The organism is Shewanella sp. (assembly GCF_013214165.1).
Taxonomy (GTDB): Bacteria; Pseudomonadota; Gammaproteobacteria; order Enterobacterales; family Shewanellaceae; genus Shewanella.
Genome location: NZ_JABSSM010000040.1, coordinates 20819 through 38594 on the forward strand (window position 1 = coordinate 20819; position 17776 = coordinate 38594).

Sequence of the window (17776 nt, forward strand, 5' to 3'; positions counted from 1 at the left end):
AACGAGATTAAAAATTACTCTACCGCCGAGTCTTCGACAATAAAGCGCTCTAAGTCCCCTTGGCTCTGCTTCACTAATCGGAGCCAATCGGCCTCCAATAAACGAACAGATAAGATACAGTCCCCCAGATCATCAAACTCTTTCTGCTGTATCGCGTCAAGTCGGTAAAACTGGCCAAGATAATGCCCGGCTGTTGCCGGGATCCGCAAAGTCAGCTCCACAGTAGTCCTGCCAACGATGACGTTGATGGCCTCTCTAAGCTGATCTAAGCCTTTTTGTTGCTGCGCCGAAACCCAGACTCTGGTGGGAACACCTTCGTCGTTATAATCAATCCTTGGGTTGACATCCTCTAACAGATCTATCTTATTACAGACGATCAATTGCGGGATCTCATCGGCACCTATCTCTTTGAGCACCAACTGAACTTGCTCAAAGTTATCCCCCATATTCTCATCATGACAATCGACAATATGAAGTAACAGATCCGCTTCGCGGGTTTCTTGTAACGTCGACTTAAACGCCGCCACTAAATCATGGGGCAAGTGACGAATAAAACCTACGGTATCGGCCAAGATAATCGCGCCATCCGGTAGATCTAACTTTCTCAAGGTAGGATCTAGGGTAGCAAACAGTTGATCTGCAGCATATACCTCTGAAACTGTAAGCGAGTTGAACAGAGTTGATTTACCCGCATTAGTATAACCGACTAATGAAACCGTAGGTTGCTCACTGCGACTCCTTGCCCTTCGACTCTGTTCTCTCTGTTTATCTACCTTCGCCAGACGCTTGTTGATGGTACTCATTCTGCCACGGAGTAGACGTCTATCTGTCTCGAGCTGGGTCTCCCCAGGTCCTCTCATGCCAATACCACCTTTCTGGCGCTCCAGATGAGTCCAACCCCGTATTAGACGAGTCGACATATGGCGTAACTGCGCTAGCTCCACCTGCAACTTGCCTTCATAGGTGCGTGCTCTCTGGGCAAAAATATCTAAGATGAGCGCTGTACGGTCCAAGACCCTACATTGGCAAACCAGCTCAAGGTTTCTCTCTTGAGCAGGACTCAGTGCATGATTAAAAATCACCACATTCGCCTCTGTCGCTGCGACCAAAGCCGCGAGCTCATCAGCCTTCCCCGAACCAAGGAAGAATTTTCTATCCGGTGAACGACGGCTCGCAGTGATCAAACCGACCTGCTGAGCACCTGCCGAATCGACTAATAATTGTAGTTCGACTAAGTCTTCCCTACGGTCTTCATCGGCAAAGTCAATATGTACCAAAACGGCACTTTCACCCGCCTCATAACGATCAAACAAAAAGCATACTCCTCAACTACTACTCGCTCGCCTCATCTTGCTGACCAGTAAAATCTGCAGCTTGAGTCGGTGTCGCGTGATGGGTGCTTACAGTGAATGGACGCGCTGGCACAACTGTAGAGATAGCGTGCTTATATACCATTTGACTAACCGTGTTTTTAAGCAAGATAACAAACTGGTCAAATGACTCAACTTGTCCTTGTAACTTAATACCATTAACAAGATAAATGGATACAGGAACGCGCTCACGGCGAAGTGCGTTCAAAAATGGGTCTTGTAAAGATTGCCCCTTTGCCATTTTATTATTTCCTTTTTTTTAATAATAAGTAGTAAAACTAATACAACATAACTTTCTTGTTTAGATTTAGTATTATATAGCGAGGATAAATTAGCTAGCGACAATGTCGCAATACACTGGTTAGATTCGAATCTAACCCAGTTTCCAGCCAATTTAACTCTGACCAGCCTCTTAACCATGTTAATTGACGCTTAGCTAATTGCCTAGTAGCAATTATCCCCTTATCGACCATAGTATTATAGTCATAGTCACCATCTAGGTGCTGCCAGCACTGCCGATAGCCTACACACCTCATAGAGGGCAGCGCTAAATGCAGATCATTTCGCTGCCTAAGGCGACAAACTTCTTCTACGAAACCTTGATTTAACATCAATTTGAATCTTTCTTCTATAGAAAGATGTAACACTTTTCGATCTTTCGGTGCAATTGCAAATTGAATAACCTCATATGGCAGAGGAGGAGACTTAATTTGCGTCAGCTGCGTCAAGCTTTTACCACTGATCCGAAACACCTCTAACGCCCTGGATAATCGTTGAGGATCATTAGGATGAATACGTTCGGCCGAAACAGGATCGACGCGCCGTAATTCATCATGCAGGTGTTGCCACCCATGGGTCAGTGCTTCAGCGGCGATCTCGGCCCTGATAACGTCGTCGGCTGCCGGTAGCGGGGATAATCCCTCTAACAGAGCCTTAAAATAGAGCATTGTGCCCCCTACAAGCAAGGGCGTCTTGCCGGAGTTTACAATATCGGCAATTTCTCTGAGCGCGTCGGTTCTAAAATCTGCCGCAGAGTAGCTCTGCAAAGGATCGCGTATATCGATCAACCGATGCGGCGCTACCGCGAGTTCTTCCACCGTCGGTTTAGCGCTGCCTATATCCATACCGCGATAAATAAGCGCCGAGTCGACTGAGATGATTTCACAATTGTGCTCTTTGACTAGCTCAATCGCTAACGCCGTTTTTCCTGAGGCAGTTGGGCCCATCAGGGTAATTATTTTCGGTAAACTCGTTTCACTCACTCGTATATACTTCCAACTTTGCACTAGCTAACAAAAACACTGGTTAAATCAGTGCCCTTTTTCCAACCAAACTTGCCAGGGTAAGCTAATGACGTCCGCCATCAGTTCCTCTCTCAGGCTCTGTTCCGCTAACATCAAGTCTTGCCAGATTTGCGCCGGAGCCTGGAGATTTATTTCGCAATGCTTGGCAAGCCAGCTTGCCAACGCCTCCTCGCCTGGCGCTTCAAAACGCAGCCAGTGTAATAACTCGGGGATCACACTGACTAACTGACTCTGTCTTAAATATGGGGGCACTTTCTTTATTATCAACTGCCCTAGGCGAATTGTTAGCTCAATTCCTATCTTTCTTAACACTAACTCTCTGCACTCAATCGTCTCCTTCCAGTCATCGTCCATAGATATTGAGACCGGCATCAGCAGCGGCTGACTGATCAAGCCGTCTTCGAGCTTAGCGAATATGCTTATTTGTAAGAGTCTGGAGGCGACGGCTTGTATCGCTAATAATGTGAGTTTATCCCCTTGGGTTAGCACCCAATATCTAGCGTCCAATACCGGTGGCATGCCCTGCAGGTCATTGACAAGCTCACTGCGCCCCATAGCTGGTACCACAGGCGTGGTCAATAAGGCTCCATAAGAAGCGATAGCCGCAGCCGAAGGTAACTCAGCTTGTGGGCGTGAGGCGGAACTCGGCCTTAAACCACTCTTGCTTGCAGGATAGGATGAAGACGATGTTATCGAATACTCATGCTGACGAGCTTGAGGACTGGTATTGAGCCCCTTGTCGAAAGGAAGTTTAGCGGCAGTCCCTGGGTTAAGTTCATCTGTTTCATTGACTGCCAGAACTGGCTGCATATCTGCTTGATAAGCACTCGAGGATACGTCTCTATCGCTAGGGGCTGCATCAGAAAAGACTGATTGGCTGACTTGAGACAGTGCCGATTGTAATGCCTGTAAAATAAAATCATGGACATAACGGCTCTGATGAAACCTGACTTCATGCTTAGCCGGATGTACATTGACATCGACTTGATGAGGGTCGAGTTCGAGCATCAAGACAAAGCTCGCCTGAACGCCGCTCACATGCTCGGCAAAGGCTTGCCTCACCGCATGGTTGACGAGTCTGTCACGAACCAGTCTACCATTGACATAGAAATATTGAGTATCACAGGCCGGACCGTCGAAATAGGGTGACTGTATAAAGCCTGACAAGTTCAGGCCTTCATGTTCACACTCGACTTGGAGCGATTGTTCCACAAACTTCTTGCCACATATCTGAGCCAATCTTTGTAAATATTGATCCCAGGTCTTTGCGGCTCGATAGTTTCTAACCAGTTTGCCATTGTTTTTAAATGTGAAATGTATATCACGCCTCACTAGAGCTATGCGTTTAAGCCACTCATCTATGTGAGTAAATTCGGTCTTATCGCTCTTGAGAAAACGTCTTCGGGCGGGTGTATTAAAAAACAAGTCCACCGCCTCAACCGTTGAACCTACAGGGTGAGCCGCGGGGATCACCTTAACGGCCATATCGGATCCTTCGGCATAGGCCTGCCACGCTTCGCTCTGCTCAGCCGTGCGTGAGGTCAAGGTCAATCTGGACACCGAGCTGATACTCGCTAGCGCTTCACCGCGAAAACCAAAACTTAAGATAGCATCTAGGTCGTCTAAGGTACTGAGTTTAGAGGTGGCGTGTCTGGACAGCGCTAGGCTCAGCTCTTCTTTGGGGATCCCAGAGCCATCATCATGGATTTTAATCAGTTTGCTGCCGCCCTTCTCGATCTCTATATCGACTCGGGTCGCACCGGCATCTAAGCTATTTTCAACTAACTCCTTGATGACTGAAGCGGGTCTTTCGACCACTTCACCCGCCGCAATTTGGTTAGCTAGCTGAGGTGGCAATATCTGAATTGTCATAATTTTTAGCTCTCAAAACAGGGAAACTCACAAGCTCACTTAAGATAAACTAGGCTCTTGGAATGACTAACTTTTGACCGATCCGAATGTTATTAGACTTGAGGTTATTGGCTTTCTTAATACTCGTCACCGACACTTGATACCTGTGGGCGATGACGGAAAGAGATTCGCCCTTGCGAACATTATGCTTGCGCATATCTCTGCTTGCCATCAAAGAATTCACCGGAGGATTTGTCTCAAAATAGTTAACAACGCCTTTATAAACTGCCTTAGCCAGATTGTTCTGATGCTCTCTTTGAGTCAACAATCTCTCTTCCTGATGATTAGAGATAAAGCCTGTTTCAATCAAGATGGACGGGATATCAGGTGATTTTAATACAGCAAAACTTGCCGACTCGGGTTTATGCTTATGCAGTCTGGTGACCTTACCTAAGTTAACCAGCACGTCGTCGGCGATATTATGACTAATCGCCATGGATCTATCCATAGACATATCCAGCAAGGTCATGGCCAAATATTGTTCATTATCGGTATTTTGAATAATTTCACCGGCCCCACCCAAGAGTTCTGAATGTTTTTCTTTCTGCTCTAACCAACGACCAATTTCACTATTAGCCCGGCTCATAGACAAGATCCAGACTGACGCTCCCCTAGGTTGCGGTGAGGTGAATGCGTCGGCATGAATAGATAACAGGAGATCAGCCCCACTGGTTCTGGCAATTTCAGAGCGTTTATTGAGGTTTACAAAATAATCCCCGGTGCGTGTCATAACGGCTCTCATGCCTGGAGTGGCATTGATTTTTGTTTGCAGTTTTTTAGCGATCTCTAACACCACTTTTTTCTCATAGATCCCAGATGGCCCGATAGAACCAGGATCGTCGCCCCCATGCCCGGCATCGATGGCGATAACGACGTCTCTCAACTTCTGTGTGGGTTTACTCGGCTGACCCACAGTGACAGAAGAGCGACTAGCATCGAGATCGACGACTAAGCGGTTGCCATAGGGAGCCGTTGGCTGCAGTGAAAACAGGCTCGCTTTTACCGGTTTTACTAGATCGATAACCAGACGTAAGGTCCCTTTAGAAGGCGGTTGACTTATCCTCACCCTCTTAACCAATTTACTGTTATTCGCCAGTTTACCGAGATTTAATGCGGTAGTGGTCCCCTTCAGATCGACGACTAGCCTACTAGGGCTAGTCAGAGTGAAATGCGTATATGTAGGTGCATGAGTTAGATCGAAAACGACTCGAGTCGACTCTGGGGCGGCCCAGATGCGCACACCATCTAGCTTATTGGCACTATGGACAACAAAAGAGCTAGTTAGCATCAGCATCACAAGTATAACTTTGAGAAGATTTTCGATTTTTATCATTATTATTTAAGCTTACTCAGCAATACTTGCCCTTTAGTTGTGCCTGAAGTTATTTCAACTTCTCGACTGGTACCCACATATTTAATTGCAATACTGATATCGGCTACTGGCATTAATCCATGCCCCCTATCAGGCCACTCAACCAGACAGATACTCTTAGCGGTGAAATAATCTCTGATCCCCATGTATTCGAGCTCCTCGGGATCGCTCAACCTATATAGATCGAAATGAAATAGTTCAATATCACCTAATTCGTAGGGTTCAACGAGGGCGTAAGTTGGGCTCTTCACCGCCCCGTCATGGCCCAACGCCTGAATCAGACCTCGGCTTAATGTGGTTTTGCCTGCACCCAGTTCACCCGATAAATTCAGTGTTAAAGGCGGGGTAATCACTTGCGCTAGCCGCTTGCCCAGCTCCACCGTATCTTGCTCATTATCTAGAAAAACCTTAATCGATGCCATTGTATTGACTTAAACCTTTATCTATCACTATTTCGAACCGATTATTTTATACCAAATTGCTTATTAGCTAAACCGATTTTAGTCGAGGTGCGATCAATTAGGTGCCACTGAGGGACTTTGGCTCTGGATTTATGGCTGCGCTGATCCACCAGAGGATGATATAAAGAGAGGAGCTGAAGTTGGCGTGGGAGTGGGATCGTCACTTAGGTGCAAGACGTCTTGGTCTCTACGCTTTTTATCCTGTTGATTAGCAGAAAGATGGCTCGCTGGGACTGCTCACCTATGCGGTTTTAAAATATAAAAAGCCTGATATCAATTCGATATCAGGCTTTGGCATTTTTGTATCGCAACTACTTAGTTAACGGTATAAATAGCAGCCAGTTCTATTGCATTACATCACATAACTGAAACCAAAGAATACCGCAGGACCGTAGCTTTCAACATAGCGCACCAGCTCCTGATCACGACCGATCACACCGCGGTTCTCTACGTTATTTAAGTTCCATACGTTGAGGGAGATGTCCAGGTTGTCGGTAACGCTGTATGCCACTTTAGCATCGAGCTGGCCTACGGGCTCATTATAACGAGATAACCAAGGGTCCTTGATATTGATGTTGGTTAACGTCATGCCAGTGTAGTTATAGGCAATACGGGCAGAGAATTTGTCATCGTCATAGAATATCGCGGCGTTATAGGTTTCATCCGCCTGGCCAACCAATAAATTACGTTCGTTAAAGTAACCACTTTTCCCAGCCGTTTCTTCGTCGGCAATGTCAAAATCTGTGGTGGTCCAGGTGGCGTTCATTGACACCCCTAAGTTTTTCCACGCACCAGGTAGCATGGTCAAGTTTTTGATGAAGTTGATTTCTAAACCTGAAATATTGATATCTTCATCATTGTTAACGTATTGAGTGGCGATGGCATCGGTTTCTTCACCATTCCAATCTAGGGTGATGTTTTCGGTAACCTTGAATATTTCGTCTTTAAGGATCTTATGGAATAGACCCACGGCAATCATACCTTCACCATCATCGAAGTACTTTTCAACCGAGATGTCGAAGTTACGCGAACGACGCGCTTCCAAATCAGGATTACTGCGCTTCAGCGTCAGATCGTCACCACCATCATCTATTGATTCACCTACCGGTGCCATCAAGTTGTAAGGCACTCGACCAATGGCATGACTATAGGCTAGGTGTAATTTGATATCTTCAGCAAGATCATAGGTAAAGTTAGCCGATGGTAAAAAATCATCATAACTGCCTTCGTTGCTAACAGGTTCCCAAGTACCATCATTCTTACTGAAGCCGGTACCCTCCCAACGAGTACCTTCATATCGTAGACCGAAAATGACATGATAATCTTCACCGGCGTATGTCAACATGCTATAAGCGGCATAAATATTTTCATTGATGGTGTAGTCATTTCTTACTTGTTCATCGGCCTTAACTTGATATTCCCAATCGTCGGGATTAAGCGCCAATTCACGTTCAAAATTGTCATAAACTAAGCTGCCATCGATTAAGAACATACCTTGGCTAGAGTCACCACAACCGATAAAACACGGTCCTTGAGAGAATACCCCTGAGTTACCTAAGTGATAATTACTGCCATTATTGCTGCTTGACGGGACATACTGGCTGCGTTGCTCATCGAAGCTACGATCGGTATTACGATATTTCCCACCTACTTTATAACCCCAACCTTCGGCGTAAGCATCGTTATTGAAACCATAATCGATCTTCAATTCATTAATGGTCTCATCCAGACGGCGCTGATCTAGGCCACGTTGCTTAGTGGCTTTATAGTTGGAAAGATCGCTGGCTTCTTCACCCAGTACCACTGAGTAGGTGCCATCCGGGTTGTATTTATAATTAAACCCGATATCGCCTTCATTACCTCCGGTAGCGGTTTGCCACTCATTCCAATTTTCGACATTGACAAATTTAGACCTGGAAACATTGCCTACAATTTCCAACTTGCTGTTGTCATCGAAGTAATGACTCATACCTGCCGATGTACCAGACACAATACGTTCGAATTGAAATTGGCCTAAATAAATTTTATGACGGCCGCGGGCGGTGCCTGAAGTCGATGTGCCATCTTCATTCAAGGTTGGGGTAAAATCATCTAACCAGCCAAGCTTGTCGGTCTGTCGTGCTTCATCATCGAGGGCTTGGTTGTAATAACCGCTGATAAAGAATTGTGTGTCATCATTGGGACGATATTCAAACTTACCACTCATACCGGCTCGTTCACGGTCATTTTTATACCACAGAGACACGTTATCACCGAGCACTTCACTGCCAGGGCCTAAACCACCGTATGGCTCATCGGCTCTAGAGCCATTTTCATCAGCCCAGCCACGATTATTGCCAAATTCACTCTTGACTACATAGGAGTTACGCTTGTAATAGTTACCGGTTAAGACCAGCCCAAACTGGTTGCTGTCACCGAATGTGTCGGCAAACACAAAATCTGCATTACCCGACTTTTTATCATCGCCAGCATAGCCATCATTTTGATCATATTCTCCTCCTTCGGCGCGTATTTTAAAGAAGGTATCATCAAAATCGAAGGCACTACGAGTAACCAGGTTCACTTGACCGCCTATGCCAGTGCCTTCCATATCTGGGGTGAGTGACTTGAATACTTCGATGGTACCTACCATAGACGCAGGCAGTGTATCCATATACGGACGTCGGCCATTACGATCGGGTACCGCCATAGACATACCATCGACTGTCATATAGTTATATTCAGGATTCAGAGCTCGGATCGAAATGAAGCGCGCTTCACCTTGATCATTTTGAATACTTATTCCTGGCAGACGTTGTACCGCTTCACCAACATTAAAATCAGGTAGTGAGCCTATGTCATCGGAGGCGATGGCATCGACAACCTGTGCAGATTCTCTCTTGGTGTCGATAGCACGTTTATTGGCTAAACGTTGACCGGTGACCGCGATCACTTCTACGTTAGTAAGATCTAGCCCAGCGTCGCTGACGTCTTGTCCATGTGCACTGCCAGCAAGGAGTGAGGCAAACATCCCTGACGTTATTATAGCTTGCCTGATAGAGACACTTAACAGCTTCTTTTTCATGTTTATTCCCAATATTTTAATTATTATTTATGGTTATATGAATTTTATTATTGTTTAATCATGCAGGTCTTTGGACTGTAAATATTGAGTCAGCATAATCGGGCGATCAGTCTGGATCATGTTGACCCCTAGCTCCTTGATGACGTAACCCCAATGAGCATCGGGATTGTCGAGATTGCGCTCATCACTATGTCCAGGGCTCAAGCCTTCCCAGAGTGTGTTTAACCAACAGCGGCTATTTTGAGCACTGGCAGCGGCACATGCGGCTCTTAAGCCCGCCTCTGTTTTATAAATAACTTCATAGGCAACCTGAGGCTCGGCATCGAAGTTTTTAACCATCATGCCTAGATCGCCATTTTTCTCATGCACTATGGGCATAAAAAATGTGTTGCCATAAAAATTAAAGCTACTCAGTTCTTCACCCGGATGAGTTAAGGGCATCTTAATGATTATTTGGTCTAAGAGCCCCATCTCTTCAGCCAGTGCATAGGCCTGATCGCGGACATCGGCTTTAGCATCAAGATTAACTAACACCTTACCTCTGGTGGCGGTAAACGCTTGCGCAAGAGTCGGTATGCTCTGGCTGGTCAAGTTAGCAACATCACCACCGTTAAATTCTTTTAGTCGCAGTAGTTGCAGCTGAGCGAGGGTCATATCACTGACTAAGCCGGTACCATCGGTAGTGCGATCGACACTGAGATCATGAATAACCACCAGGTGACCATCTTGGCTGCGCTGAACATCTATCTCCACGATATCGATATGGTTAGCGATGCAGGCTTGTATTGCAGCTAGACTATTTTCTGGCGCTAATCGCCAGCAGGCGCGGTGAGCAACCACCATTACCTGCCCATCAGGATTTATTAAGCGTTGCGTTAATTCATCTGCCTGACTTACTAGAGTGCCACCGGTGTGGCTTGGCGAAGTACAGGCGGCTAACACGGCTGTGAATGCAAGCGTTAACGTTAAATGGACTAGAGTATTGTTATTCATATTTTCTCTTTATCTATTATCTGTGCTGAAAGGTGCTTAAATACCAAGGTGACATCGAATCACTCATTAAAACCCACCACGAGTACTTACAACTCAATTTACGCGTGATAAAAAATAAAGTCAACACCATGCATGTAACAAGTATTGATACATATTAACTTATTTTACTTTTATTCGACTAGCCACCCAGGCACTAGGAGTCAAACTCCATACATCTCATTGTTTTAAAACACAGACTTACGTCAACCCTCAATATAAACCTCAGTTCACACAAGCTACACCATAGGGTTGGAGCCATACTTCATTAGGTTGAACAAAGTTAGACTTTGTTAATTTTATCTAAAATCATTGGAATTTCGGTGCTCATTATTGAATGGCAGTGCCAGATAACCGCCCCGTATAGCGTCGTCACAACCTAACTATAACCTCAGCTGAAATCATTCAATCCGCCGAAGTTATAACTTACGGTGAGTTTTAACTTGTTATTTATTGCTAAGTTTGCTCCAATGCTGATCAGTAGTCTGTAAATAAAAGAATGAAGGCCGATGACCAGATTTAACCGGGAAGACCATCCTCATAGACGATTGAATCCGCTCACAGGGGAATATGTGTTGGTTTCACCACATCGCGCTAAACGTCCGTGGCAAGGACAGGTCGAGACAATCGCCGAGCAACACACAGTCACTTATGATGAGCACTGTTTCTTGTGTCCAACGAATCAACGTATCACCGGCGAGCAAAATCCGGACTATCGGCAGCCATTTGTATTCACAAATGATTTTGCGGCCTTAATTGCAGACACTCCCGAGGCAGACAGTGTTGAGGATGAATTATTTACCTTAGATTCAGTAAGAGGCACCAGTAGGGTGATCTGCTATTCGGCGGATCATAGCCTGACCATGCCCGAAATGTCGGTAGCACAGATCGCGGCCATTGTTGATGAATGGATAAACCAGTATCACTCGCTGGGCAATGAGTATTTATCGGTGCAGATATTTGAAAATAAGGGTGCAATTAATGGCTGCTCTAACCCTCATCCTCATGGTCAACTTTGGGCGTCGGACAGGTTACCCACCGAAGTGGCGAAAGAAGACGCGACTCAAAAAGCTTACTTTATTAAACATGGGCGCAATATGCTGCTCGATTACGCCAATAAAGAACTCGTTTACCGGGAGCGGATCGTCATTGAGAATGCCCATTGGTTAGTGGTGACACCCTTTTGGGCCAGTTGGCCATTTGAAACCTTGTTATTGCCTAAACGCCATATCTGCCAAATGATTGATTTAACTGCGGATGAAAGACTCAGCCTAGCCGATATCTTGCGACAATTGACTATACGCTATGACAACCTGTTCACCTGTTCATTTCCATATTCCATGGGCTGGCACAATATGCCTAGCGGAGCAGAGGGGCAGCACTGGCAATTACATGCCCACTTCTATCCGCCATTATTACGTTCGGCAACGGTGAAGAAATTTATGGTCGGGTATGAATTAATGGCCGAAGCTCAACGAGATCTAACCCCAGAGCAGGCGGCACAGTTACTACGGGCCACATCACAGATACATTACAAAAAAAAATAAAAACAAAACGAAGCAGAGTGAGGTAATTAAGTGATTGAATTGCTATATGGTTTCTATAAAAAAAGCGCATCAATGTCACCACGCGATTTGGAAGATGCAGATGCGGCGAAAGAGTTACGACGCCGTAAACTTGCCGTATTTTTGTCAATAACTTTTGGTTACGGTTTCTATTATATTTGTCGGCTAAGTTTTAGTGTCGCTAAGAAGCCAATGATGGATGAAGGGATTTTTACCGCTACCGAGATGGGTTTTATCGGTTCTTCGTTATTTTTTGCTTACGCGATAGGCAAGTTTTGTAATGGCTTTATAGCCGACCGAGTCAATATTCGCCGTTTTATGTTTACCGGTTTACTGATATCGGCGCTGATTAACCTCTTGTTAGGCTTCACCGCGGGTTTCTGGTTCTTTGTTATTTTATGGGGGCTCAATGGTTGGTTCCAATCTTTTGGTGCACCAGCGAGTGTCGTCGCCATATCGCATTGGTTTGGTGGCAAGGAACGGGGCACCTATTATGGCATGTGGGCAACCAGTCACAACATCGGCGAAGCGATAACCTTCATCGCGATTGCCACCGTCATCACCACTTGGGGCTGGCAAGCAGGGTTTCATGCCGCCGGGATCCTGTGTCTTGGTATGGCCTTGGTTATTTTGAAATTTTTATACGAAAAACCCGCAGTATTCGGCCTTCAGGGCCAGGCAACGGAAGAGGATAAGACAGACGATCAGCGAGAAGGTAAATTAACTAGCCAGCACCAAGCAGAACCGCAGGCACCAACATCCTCACCAGAGACAGAAAAATCACTTAATGTACAACAGTTTACCTTATTGAAAAATCCAGTACTCTGGATATTAGCCCTTGCAAGCGCCATGTTTTATGTGACCCGCTATGCCATCAACAGTTGGGGGATCTTCTTCCTAGAGGTCGAAAAAGGCTACAGCACAATTGAAGCGAGTACCATTATCGCTTCCGGTGCCATCGCAGGCATCATAGGTACCTTTGCCTCAGGTTGGATTTCAGAGAAAATTTTCAATGGCCGTCATAATATGCCAGCACTCATTTTTGGTGTTTTTCACACCATTGCCATGTGCTGGTTCCTGCTCGGTCCCGCAGATATGTTAATGGACACCCTTAGCATGATGTTATTTGGCCTCACCCTAGGGGCACTATTGGTGTATTTAGGTGGTTTAATGGCGATAGATATTTGTGCAAAAGCGACCTCTGGTGCGGCCATGGGTATTATCGGTATTGCCAGTTATATCGGGGCAGCCATACAAGATATTCTCAGTGGTTATTTGATTGAAAGCAGCAAGGTGATGGTTGACGGTGTTGCGGTATATAATTTTGAGCAGATATATATATTTTGGATTGGCGCTTCGGTAGTCTCGTTACTACTTGCCGCCTTGGTGTGGAACGCCAAATCCCCTGATGCAGCCATGCGCTAACCGACATAACCCCATAAATGACTCATTTAACCAGGTAACGGCATATGATAAACAAATTGATCTTATTGGCCCTCTGCACGATACAGCTAGCTTGCAGCGGCTCAACCCATGACCTCAACTCAGACATCGTAGACGTCCCCGGCAATCATGCGCTGTCGATCAGGCAATCCATCATCGAGAAAAACCAAACTCGTGTCTTGGTTGCTGCCCATCGTGGTGCCCATAATGATTTGCCTGAAAACTCCATTGCCGCGATCAAGGAAGCGATCCGCTTGGGTGTCGATATCATAGAAATTGATGTGCGTTTAACTCAAGATAACCAGCTGGTATTGATGCACGACAGCAGCCTGGATAGGACCACAAATGGCAGCGGCGACATCAGCGCATTAACCTTCCAGCAAGTACGGACATTCAGACTGAAAAATAGCAAGGGCAGCACAAGTGAGCTTACCGAGCACCAAGTGCCGACATTACGCGAGGCGCTCCTGGCGGCAAGAGGCAAAATTTTCACCGATCTTGATCTTAAATCCAGTTCACCGAAGACACTCGAACTCCTGGCGGAGTTAGTCAATGAACTGGGCATGAATGAGCAAATTACCGCTTACCATAAAGATATTAATAAACTTAAACGCTTACAAGCTGCGATTCCAGGCAGTTTAATGCTGCCCATCGCGATGAACCACCAACATGCGATAGCCATTGCCACCGAGAATGACTTCCATATGGTGCATCTAAGACCACATTATGCCGATAAAAAATTAATGGCCGAGCTCGACAGTCTGAGTAATTCGGGTTGGCTTAACGCCCTTGGCGATAGTGACAAGCAGGCAATTAAGGGGGATTTTTCTGGTTATGAGCAATTAATTAGTTCCGGTGTTGATATCATTCAAACCGATCAGCCGGCATTATTGCTCGAGTATCTATATGAGTTAGGCTTACGCCCTGATTTTTCTGCTGCTGTTCAGTAGATTGATTTTAACAGTAATTGAGAGGAAATGGATATGGCTCAATACGTTGATAGTGTGATTTTCGACCTGGGCGCAGTATTGATCCGCTGGGATCCACACCATATTGTAAATACATTTACCCCAGATAAAACCTTGGCGCAGCTGATGCTCGAGCAGGTTTTCCAGCATCAGGACTGGTTAGATTTAGATGCAGGTCTAATAACTGAGCAAGAGGCTGCGATAAAAATTGCGGCCCGAGCTAACGTAAGCGTGGCCAGTATCCATGAACTATTCGCCGTGGTTAAGCAGTCGTTCACCCAGATAGATAAAACCGTTCTATTACTCGAAAAAATGTCTGCTCACGGCATTAAACTTTATTGCCTATCGAATATGTCAGTGGAGTCATATCAGTATTTAACCGCAACTCACAGCTTTTTTAAACATTTTGATGGACTCGTTATTTCTGGTTATGAAAAACTGATTAAACCTGACATTAATATTTTTGAGTTAATTAAAAACAAGTTTAAATTAAATGCTGCACATACCTTATTTATTGATGACATGCCCTACAATATCAGTGCCGCACTAGAGTGTGGACTTCAAGCCATTGAATTTACAGAGAGTGACACTTGCTACCAGGCAATAATAGATAAGGTAATCCCCCTGAGCCACAATAACAAGTACATCTTAAATAGGTAAGTGTTGGAAAAGTATCGTTACCCCCTACATTAGCTTAAATGTTAAGATAAGCGGCTAACGATGAAATTTAAAAGCTTATAATCACTGATTCGATTAATAGATCATATGAAAATAAATAAAACTTCACCACGAATTAAACCGCACTTTAATAATCATGCCATGGCGGAATTTGTTAGCCAAAGTGAAAAAGAAATTCTAGGCTTCATTCGTAAGAAAGGCAGCTGCATGCAAACGGAGTTGACCCATAACGTAGCACTTTCTCAGCAATCCTTATCAAGAATTGTTAATCAGCTAGAAACGAAGCAGATGATCAAAAAAGGACAACGTTTATTAGCTAATAGACGGGGTCAGCCCAGCACGATTCTCTCCTTAAACCCAAAATTTTCTTATGCTTTCGGCGTGTCTTTGATGGCCGATAGTGTGGCAGTGTCATTAATGAATTTTTCTGGCAAACTGATTGATTTTAATACTCCCGTACTAGAAAATTTAACCAGAGATACCGTACTTGCCGCCGTCAGCGTATGCATCGAACAAATGCTGCGCAAAGCCGAACTGTGCCGCGAAGATATTTTAGGCGTCGGCGTAGCAACCAGTGGTTTTCGCATCAATAAGGAAGCCGTGTTTAACCCACCTAGCTCCCTAGATGACTTTGCCTTGATTGATTTAGAACTGCTATTTTCAGAGCATTTACACTTGCCCGTCTGGGTAGAGAATGATGGCAAAGCCGCAGCTATAGCCGAAAATATGTTGGGTATCGGCCGAACCATCAATAATTTTGCTTACTTTTATATTGCGACCGGTTTTGGCGGTGGCATTATTAGTGAGGGAAGTATTTTTTCTGGCTCCCGCGGTAATGCAGGTGAATTTTCCAGCATACTCCCTATGACGGGCTATACCACACCCAATTTAGAAACCCTGCGAGTTATTATTAATAGCCATGGGGAGAATATCGGCTCTGTTTCAGAGCTTATAGAACATTATGATGATAACTGGACAGGCATAGAAGAGTGGCTAGTGACTGTCTCTGCGGCGATTTCGTTGATCTGCTCTGCGACATCCGCCATTTTAGATACTCAAGCCATAGTGCTCGGAGGCAGACTGCCGAACGCCTTGGCGTATCGGTTGATCCCACATATTGAATTTTTTACCAAACAAAGACGTAGCATCGAACGCGAACATGCACAAATCTACGTTGCCCAGTGCGAGCCAGAAGTCACCACAACTGGAGCTGCACACTTACCTTTCATACATTGTTTCTTCGATTATTAACTATTTCCCTGGTAAAAACGCTATCAACTCGTGGCTATCACCGACTAGAGACTGTCCTGCTTGTACCTATTTAGCAGTGATTTCATCTCGCACTATAGACACGAGTAGAAGTGTGGCTCAAGCGTTAGCCTGGAAAATTGAGTCCCTTTAAGCAGCTTTCTTACAGAGGCCTAGTCGTCTTAGAGATCATCCATTCGTATGCAGCTATGAACCAGCCTTTGTTGTTGAATTTTCTCTACACGCACGAGTTCATTTAAGGTTCCAGCAATCCCTACAGAGGAAGAGTGTTCGGCGGTATCTTGCAAAAGTTGGATCAAGCGGTTATCCAGATTCAAATGAAAATCTAACACATCCTCTTCTGACATCTTTGCGGTCAACACCGTTTCGCGACACCTCTTTATAAAATCCTCAAAACTAATGTCTTTATACCAGGTATCCAGCACGTTTTTAGGTGCTGTATCGGTATAATTTTTAAGCTTTTCTGATACTCCCATCTGATGCTGTTGGAAATACTCAAGCATCATCTTCACTCTCGCTGAGTCGGCCTCTTGCTGCAGTCTGCTATAGAGTTTCGCCATCTCTACTCGGCAAGTAGCAACATAACTTAACAGTTCACTCAGTTGTTGAAATCGCATGTTTACACTCCAAATGTTGCCAAAAGCTGGCTAAAGTATTTTTTACTCCAGCCATTATGGGGACAAACACCAATGGAATACTTGAACAAGGTCTAAGTTTGTTATTTCTAAGCTGGCTAGATTAGGAATAATTAAAAAATTTCGCTATTCCTCACGTAAACGGCCAGAAGGTGATATAGACATGAAATAACCGGATAATGAGATCTCTAGGGGAGATACACCGATATTGAAGGTTGAAGCTTAGTACGCTTTGTATTTTTTACAATGGTAATAGCGAGATTTCAGATCTGAGATAATAGAAGTTTTGAGACTGGTGTGTGGGAGTTTTTAGTCAGTGCCAGAGGGAGATTGGAGCGAGTTTTTAATTTAAACCAGAGGGGTTCGAAGCGACTCTTATTTCGAGATAGTCTATACCTTAGCAAAAAAAGGTATCAACTCTTTCAAGTAATCAACTGAGCGAATGCCGCAAATCTTTTAAATTTGGAGCGCCCATTCTTTACATAAAGAGTGGGTTCGAACCGATGACTATACCTTGGTAAGGTATCGCCCTTTTGCTCTAAAAAAAGAGTCAACTGAGCTAATGTCGTAAAACTTTTTAGTCTCGAATATTTAGCGTATTCAAAACGTTTTAAATTTGGAGCGCCCATTCTTTACATAAAGAGTGGGTTCGAACCGATGACTATACCTTGGTAAGGTATCGCCCTTTTGCTCTAAACAAAGAGTCA

Annotated in this window: 14 protein-coding genes; 5 read left to right on the forward strand and 9 right to left on the reverse strand. The window is 44.9% G+C overall.

The features are described 5' to 3' along the window. Window positions 1-14: 14 nt before the first annotated feature. The 8 genes from hflX to HRU42_RS12810 form a co-directional block, all read right to left on the reverse strand. On the reverse strand, window positions 15-1313 hold the full coding sequence (hflX, locus tag HRU42_RS12775) for a ribosome rescue GTPase HflX (protein ID WP_295031696.1): 1299 nt from the start codon (window positions 1311-1313) through the stop codon (window positions 15-17). Window positions 1314-1332: 19 nt separating this feature from the next. Beyond that, window positions 1333-1611, reverse strand: a complete 279-nt coding sequence (hfq, locus tag HRU42_RS12780; RefSeq protein WP_295031698.1) for an RNA chaperone Hfq — start codon at window positions 1609-1611, stop codon at window positions 1333-1335. Window positions 1612-1705: 94 nt separating this feature from the next. Next, window positions 1706-2632 carry a tRNA (adenosine(37)-N6)-dimethylallyltransferase MiaA gene (gene miaA / locus HRU42_RS12785; protein ID WP_295031700.1) on the reverse strand — a complete coding sequence of 309 codons (927 nt, stop codon included), beginning with the start codon at window positions 2630-2632 and terminating at the stop codon, window positions 1706-1708. Between the two features lie 48 nt (window positions 2633-2680). Then, the gene (mutL, locus tag HRU42_RS12790; RefSeq protein WP_295031702.1) at window positions 2681-4546 is read right to left on the reverse strand and encodes a DNA mismatch repair endonuclease MutL; all 1866 of its coding nucleotides are present in this window, start codon (window positions 4544-4546) and stop codon (window positions 2681-2683) included. Window positions 4547-4595: 49 nt separating this feature from the next. Continuing rightward, complete coding sequence (locus HRU42_RS12795) at window positions 4596-5918, reverse strand: N-acetylmuramoyl-L-alanine amidase (RefSeq protein ID WP_295031704.1); 1323 nt, start codon at window positions 5916-5918, stop codon at window positions 4596-4598. 2 nt (window positions 5919-5920) lie between these two features. Beyond that, entirely contained in the window at window positions 5921-6379 is a 459-nt protein-coding gene (tsaE, locus tag HRU42_RS12800; protein WP_295031706.1) for a tRNA (adenosine(37)-N6)-threonylcarbamoyltransferase complex ATPase subunit type 1 TsaE, read from the reverse strand. A gap of 391 nt (window positions 6380-6770) precedes the next feature. Further along, window positions 6771-9482, reverse strand: coding sequence for a TonB-dependent receptor (locus HRU42_RS12805; RefSeq protein ID WP_295031708.1), 2712 nt, complete (start codon window positions 9480-9482; stop codon window positions 6771-6773). A 54-nt stretch (window positions 9483-9536) separates the two neighbouring features. Beyond that, window positions 9537-10475: a glycerophosphodiester phosphodiesterase family protein gene (locus HRU42_RS12810; RefSeq protein ID WP_295031710.1), complete on the reverse strand. Its 939-nt coding sequence runs from the start codon at window positions 10473-10475 to the stop codon at window positions 9537-9539. Between the two features lie 545 nt (window positions 10476-11020). Between HRU42_RS12810 and HRU42_RS12815 the strand changes: the two genes are divergently transcribed. The 5 genes from HRU42_RS12815 (at window position 11021) to HRU42_RS12835 (ending at window position 16416) form a co-directional block, all read left to right on the forward strand. Then, complete coding sequence (locus HRU42_RS12815) at window positions 11021-12058, forward strand: UDP-glucose--hexose-1-phosphate uridylyltransferase (protein ID WP_295031712.1); 1038 nt, start codon at window positions 11021-11023, stop codon at window positions 12056-12058. 72 nt (window positions 12059-12130) lie between these two features. Beyond that, window positions 12131-13501: an MFS transporter gene (locus HRU42_RS12820; protein ID WP_295031714.1), complete on the forward strand. Its 1371-nt coding sequence runs from the start codon at window positions 12131-12133 to the stop codon at window positions 13499-13501. Between the two features lie 44 nt (window positions 13502-13545). Continuing rightward, complete coding sequence (locus HRU42_RS12825) at window positions 13546-14469, forward strand: glycerophosphodiester phosphodiesterase family protein (protein WP_295031716.1); 924 nt, start codon at window positions 13546-13548, stop codon at window positions 14467-14469. A 33-nt stretch (window positions 14470-14502) separates the two neighbouring features. Continuing rightward, window positions 14503-15147, forward strand: a complete 645-nt coding sequence (locus HRU42_RS12830) for an HAD family phosphatase (protein WP_295031718.1) — start codon at window positions 14503-14505, stop codon at window positions 15145-15147. Window positions 15148-15252: 105 nt separating this feature from the next. Then, complete coding sequence (locus HRU42_RS12835) at window positions 15253-16416, forward strand: ROK family transcriptional regulator (RefSeq protein ID WP_295031720.1); 1164 nt, start codon at window positions 15253-15255, stop codon at window positions 16414-16416. A 179-nt stretch (window positions 16417-16595) separates the two neighbouring features. On the opposite strand, the gene HRU42_RS12840 is transcribed toward HRU42_RS12835, so the two are convergent. After that, a complete protein-coding gene (locus HRU42_RS12840; RefSeq protein ID WP_295031722.1) occupies window positions 16596-17051 on the reverse strand; it encodes a hypothetical protein in 456 nt (151 codons plus the stop codon). Window positions 17052-17776 lie beyond the last annotated feature (725 nt).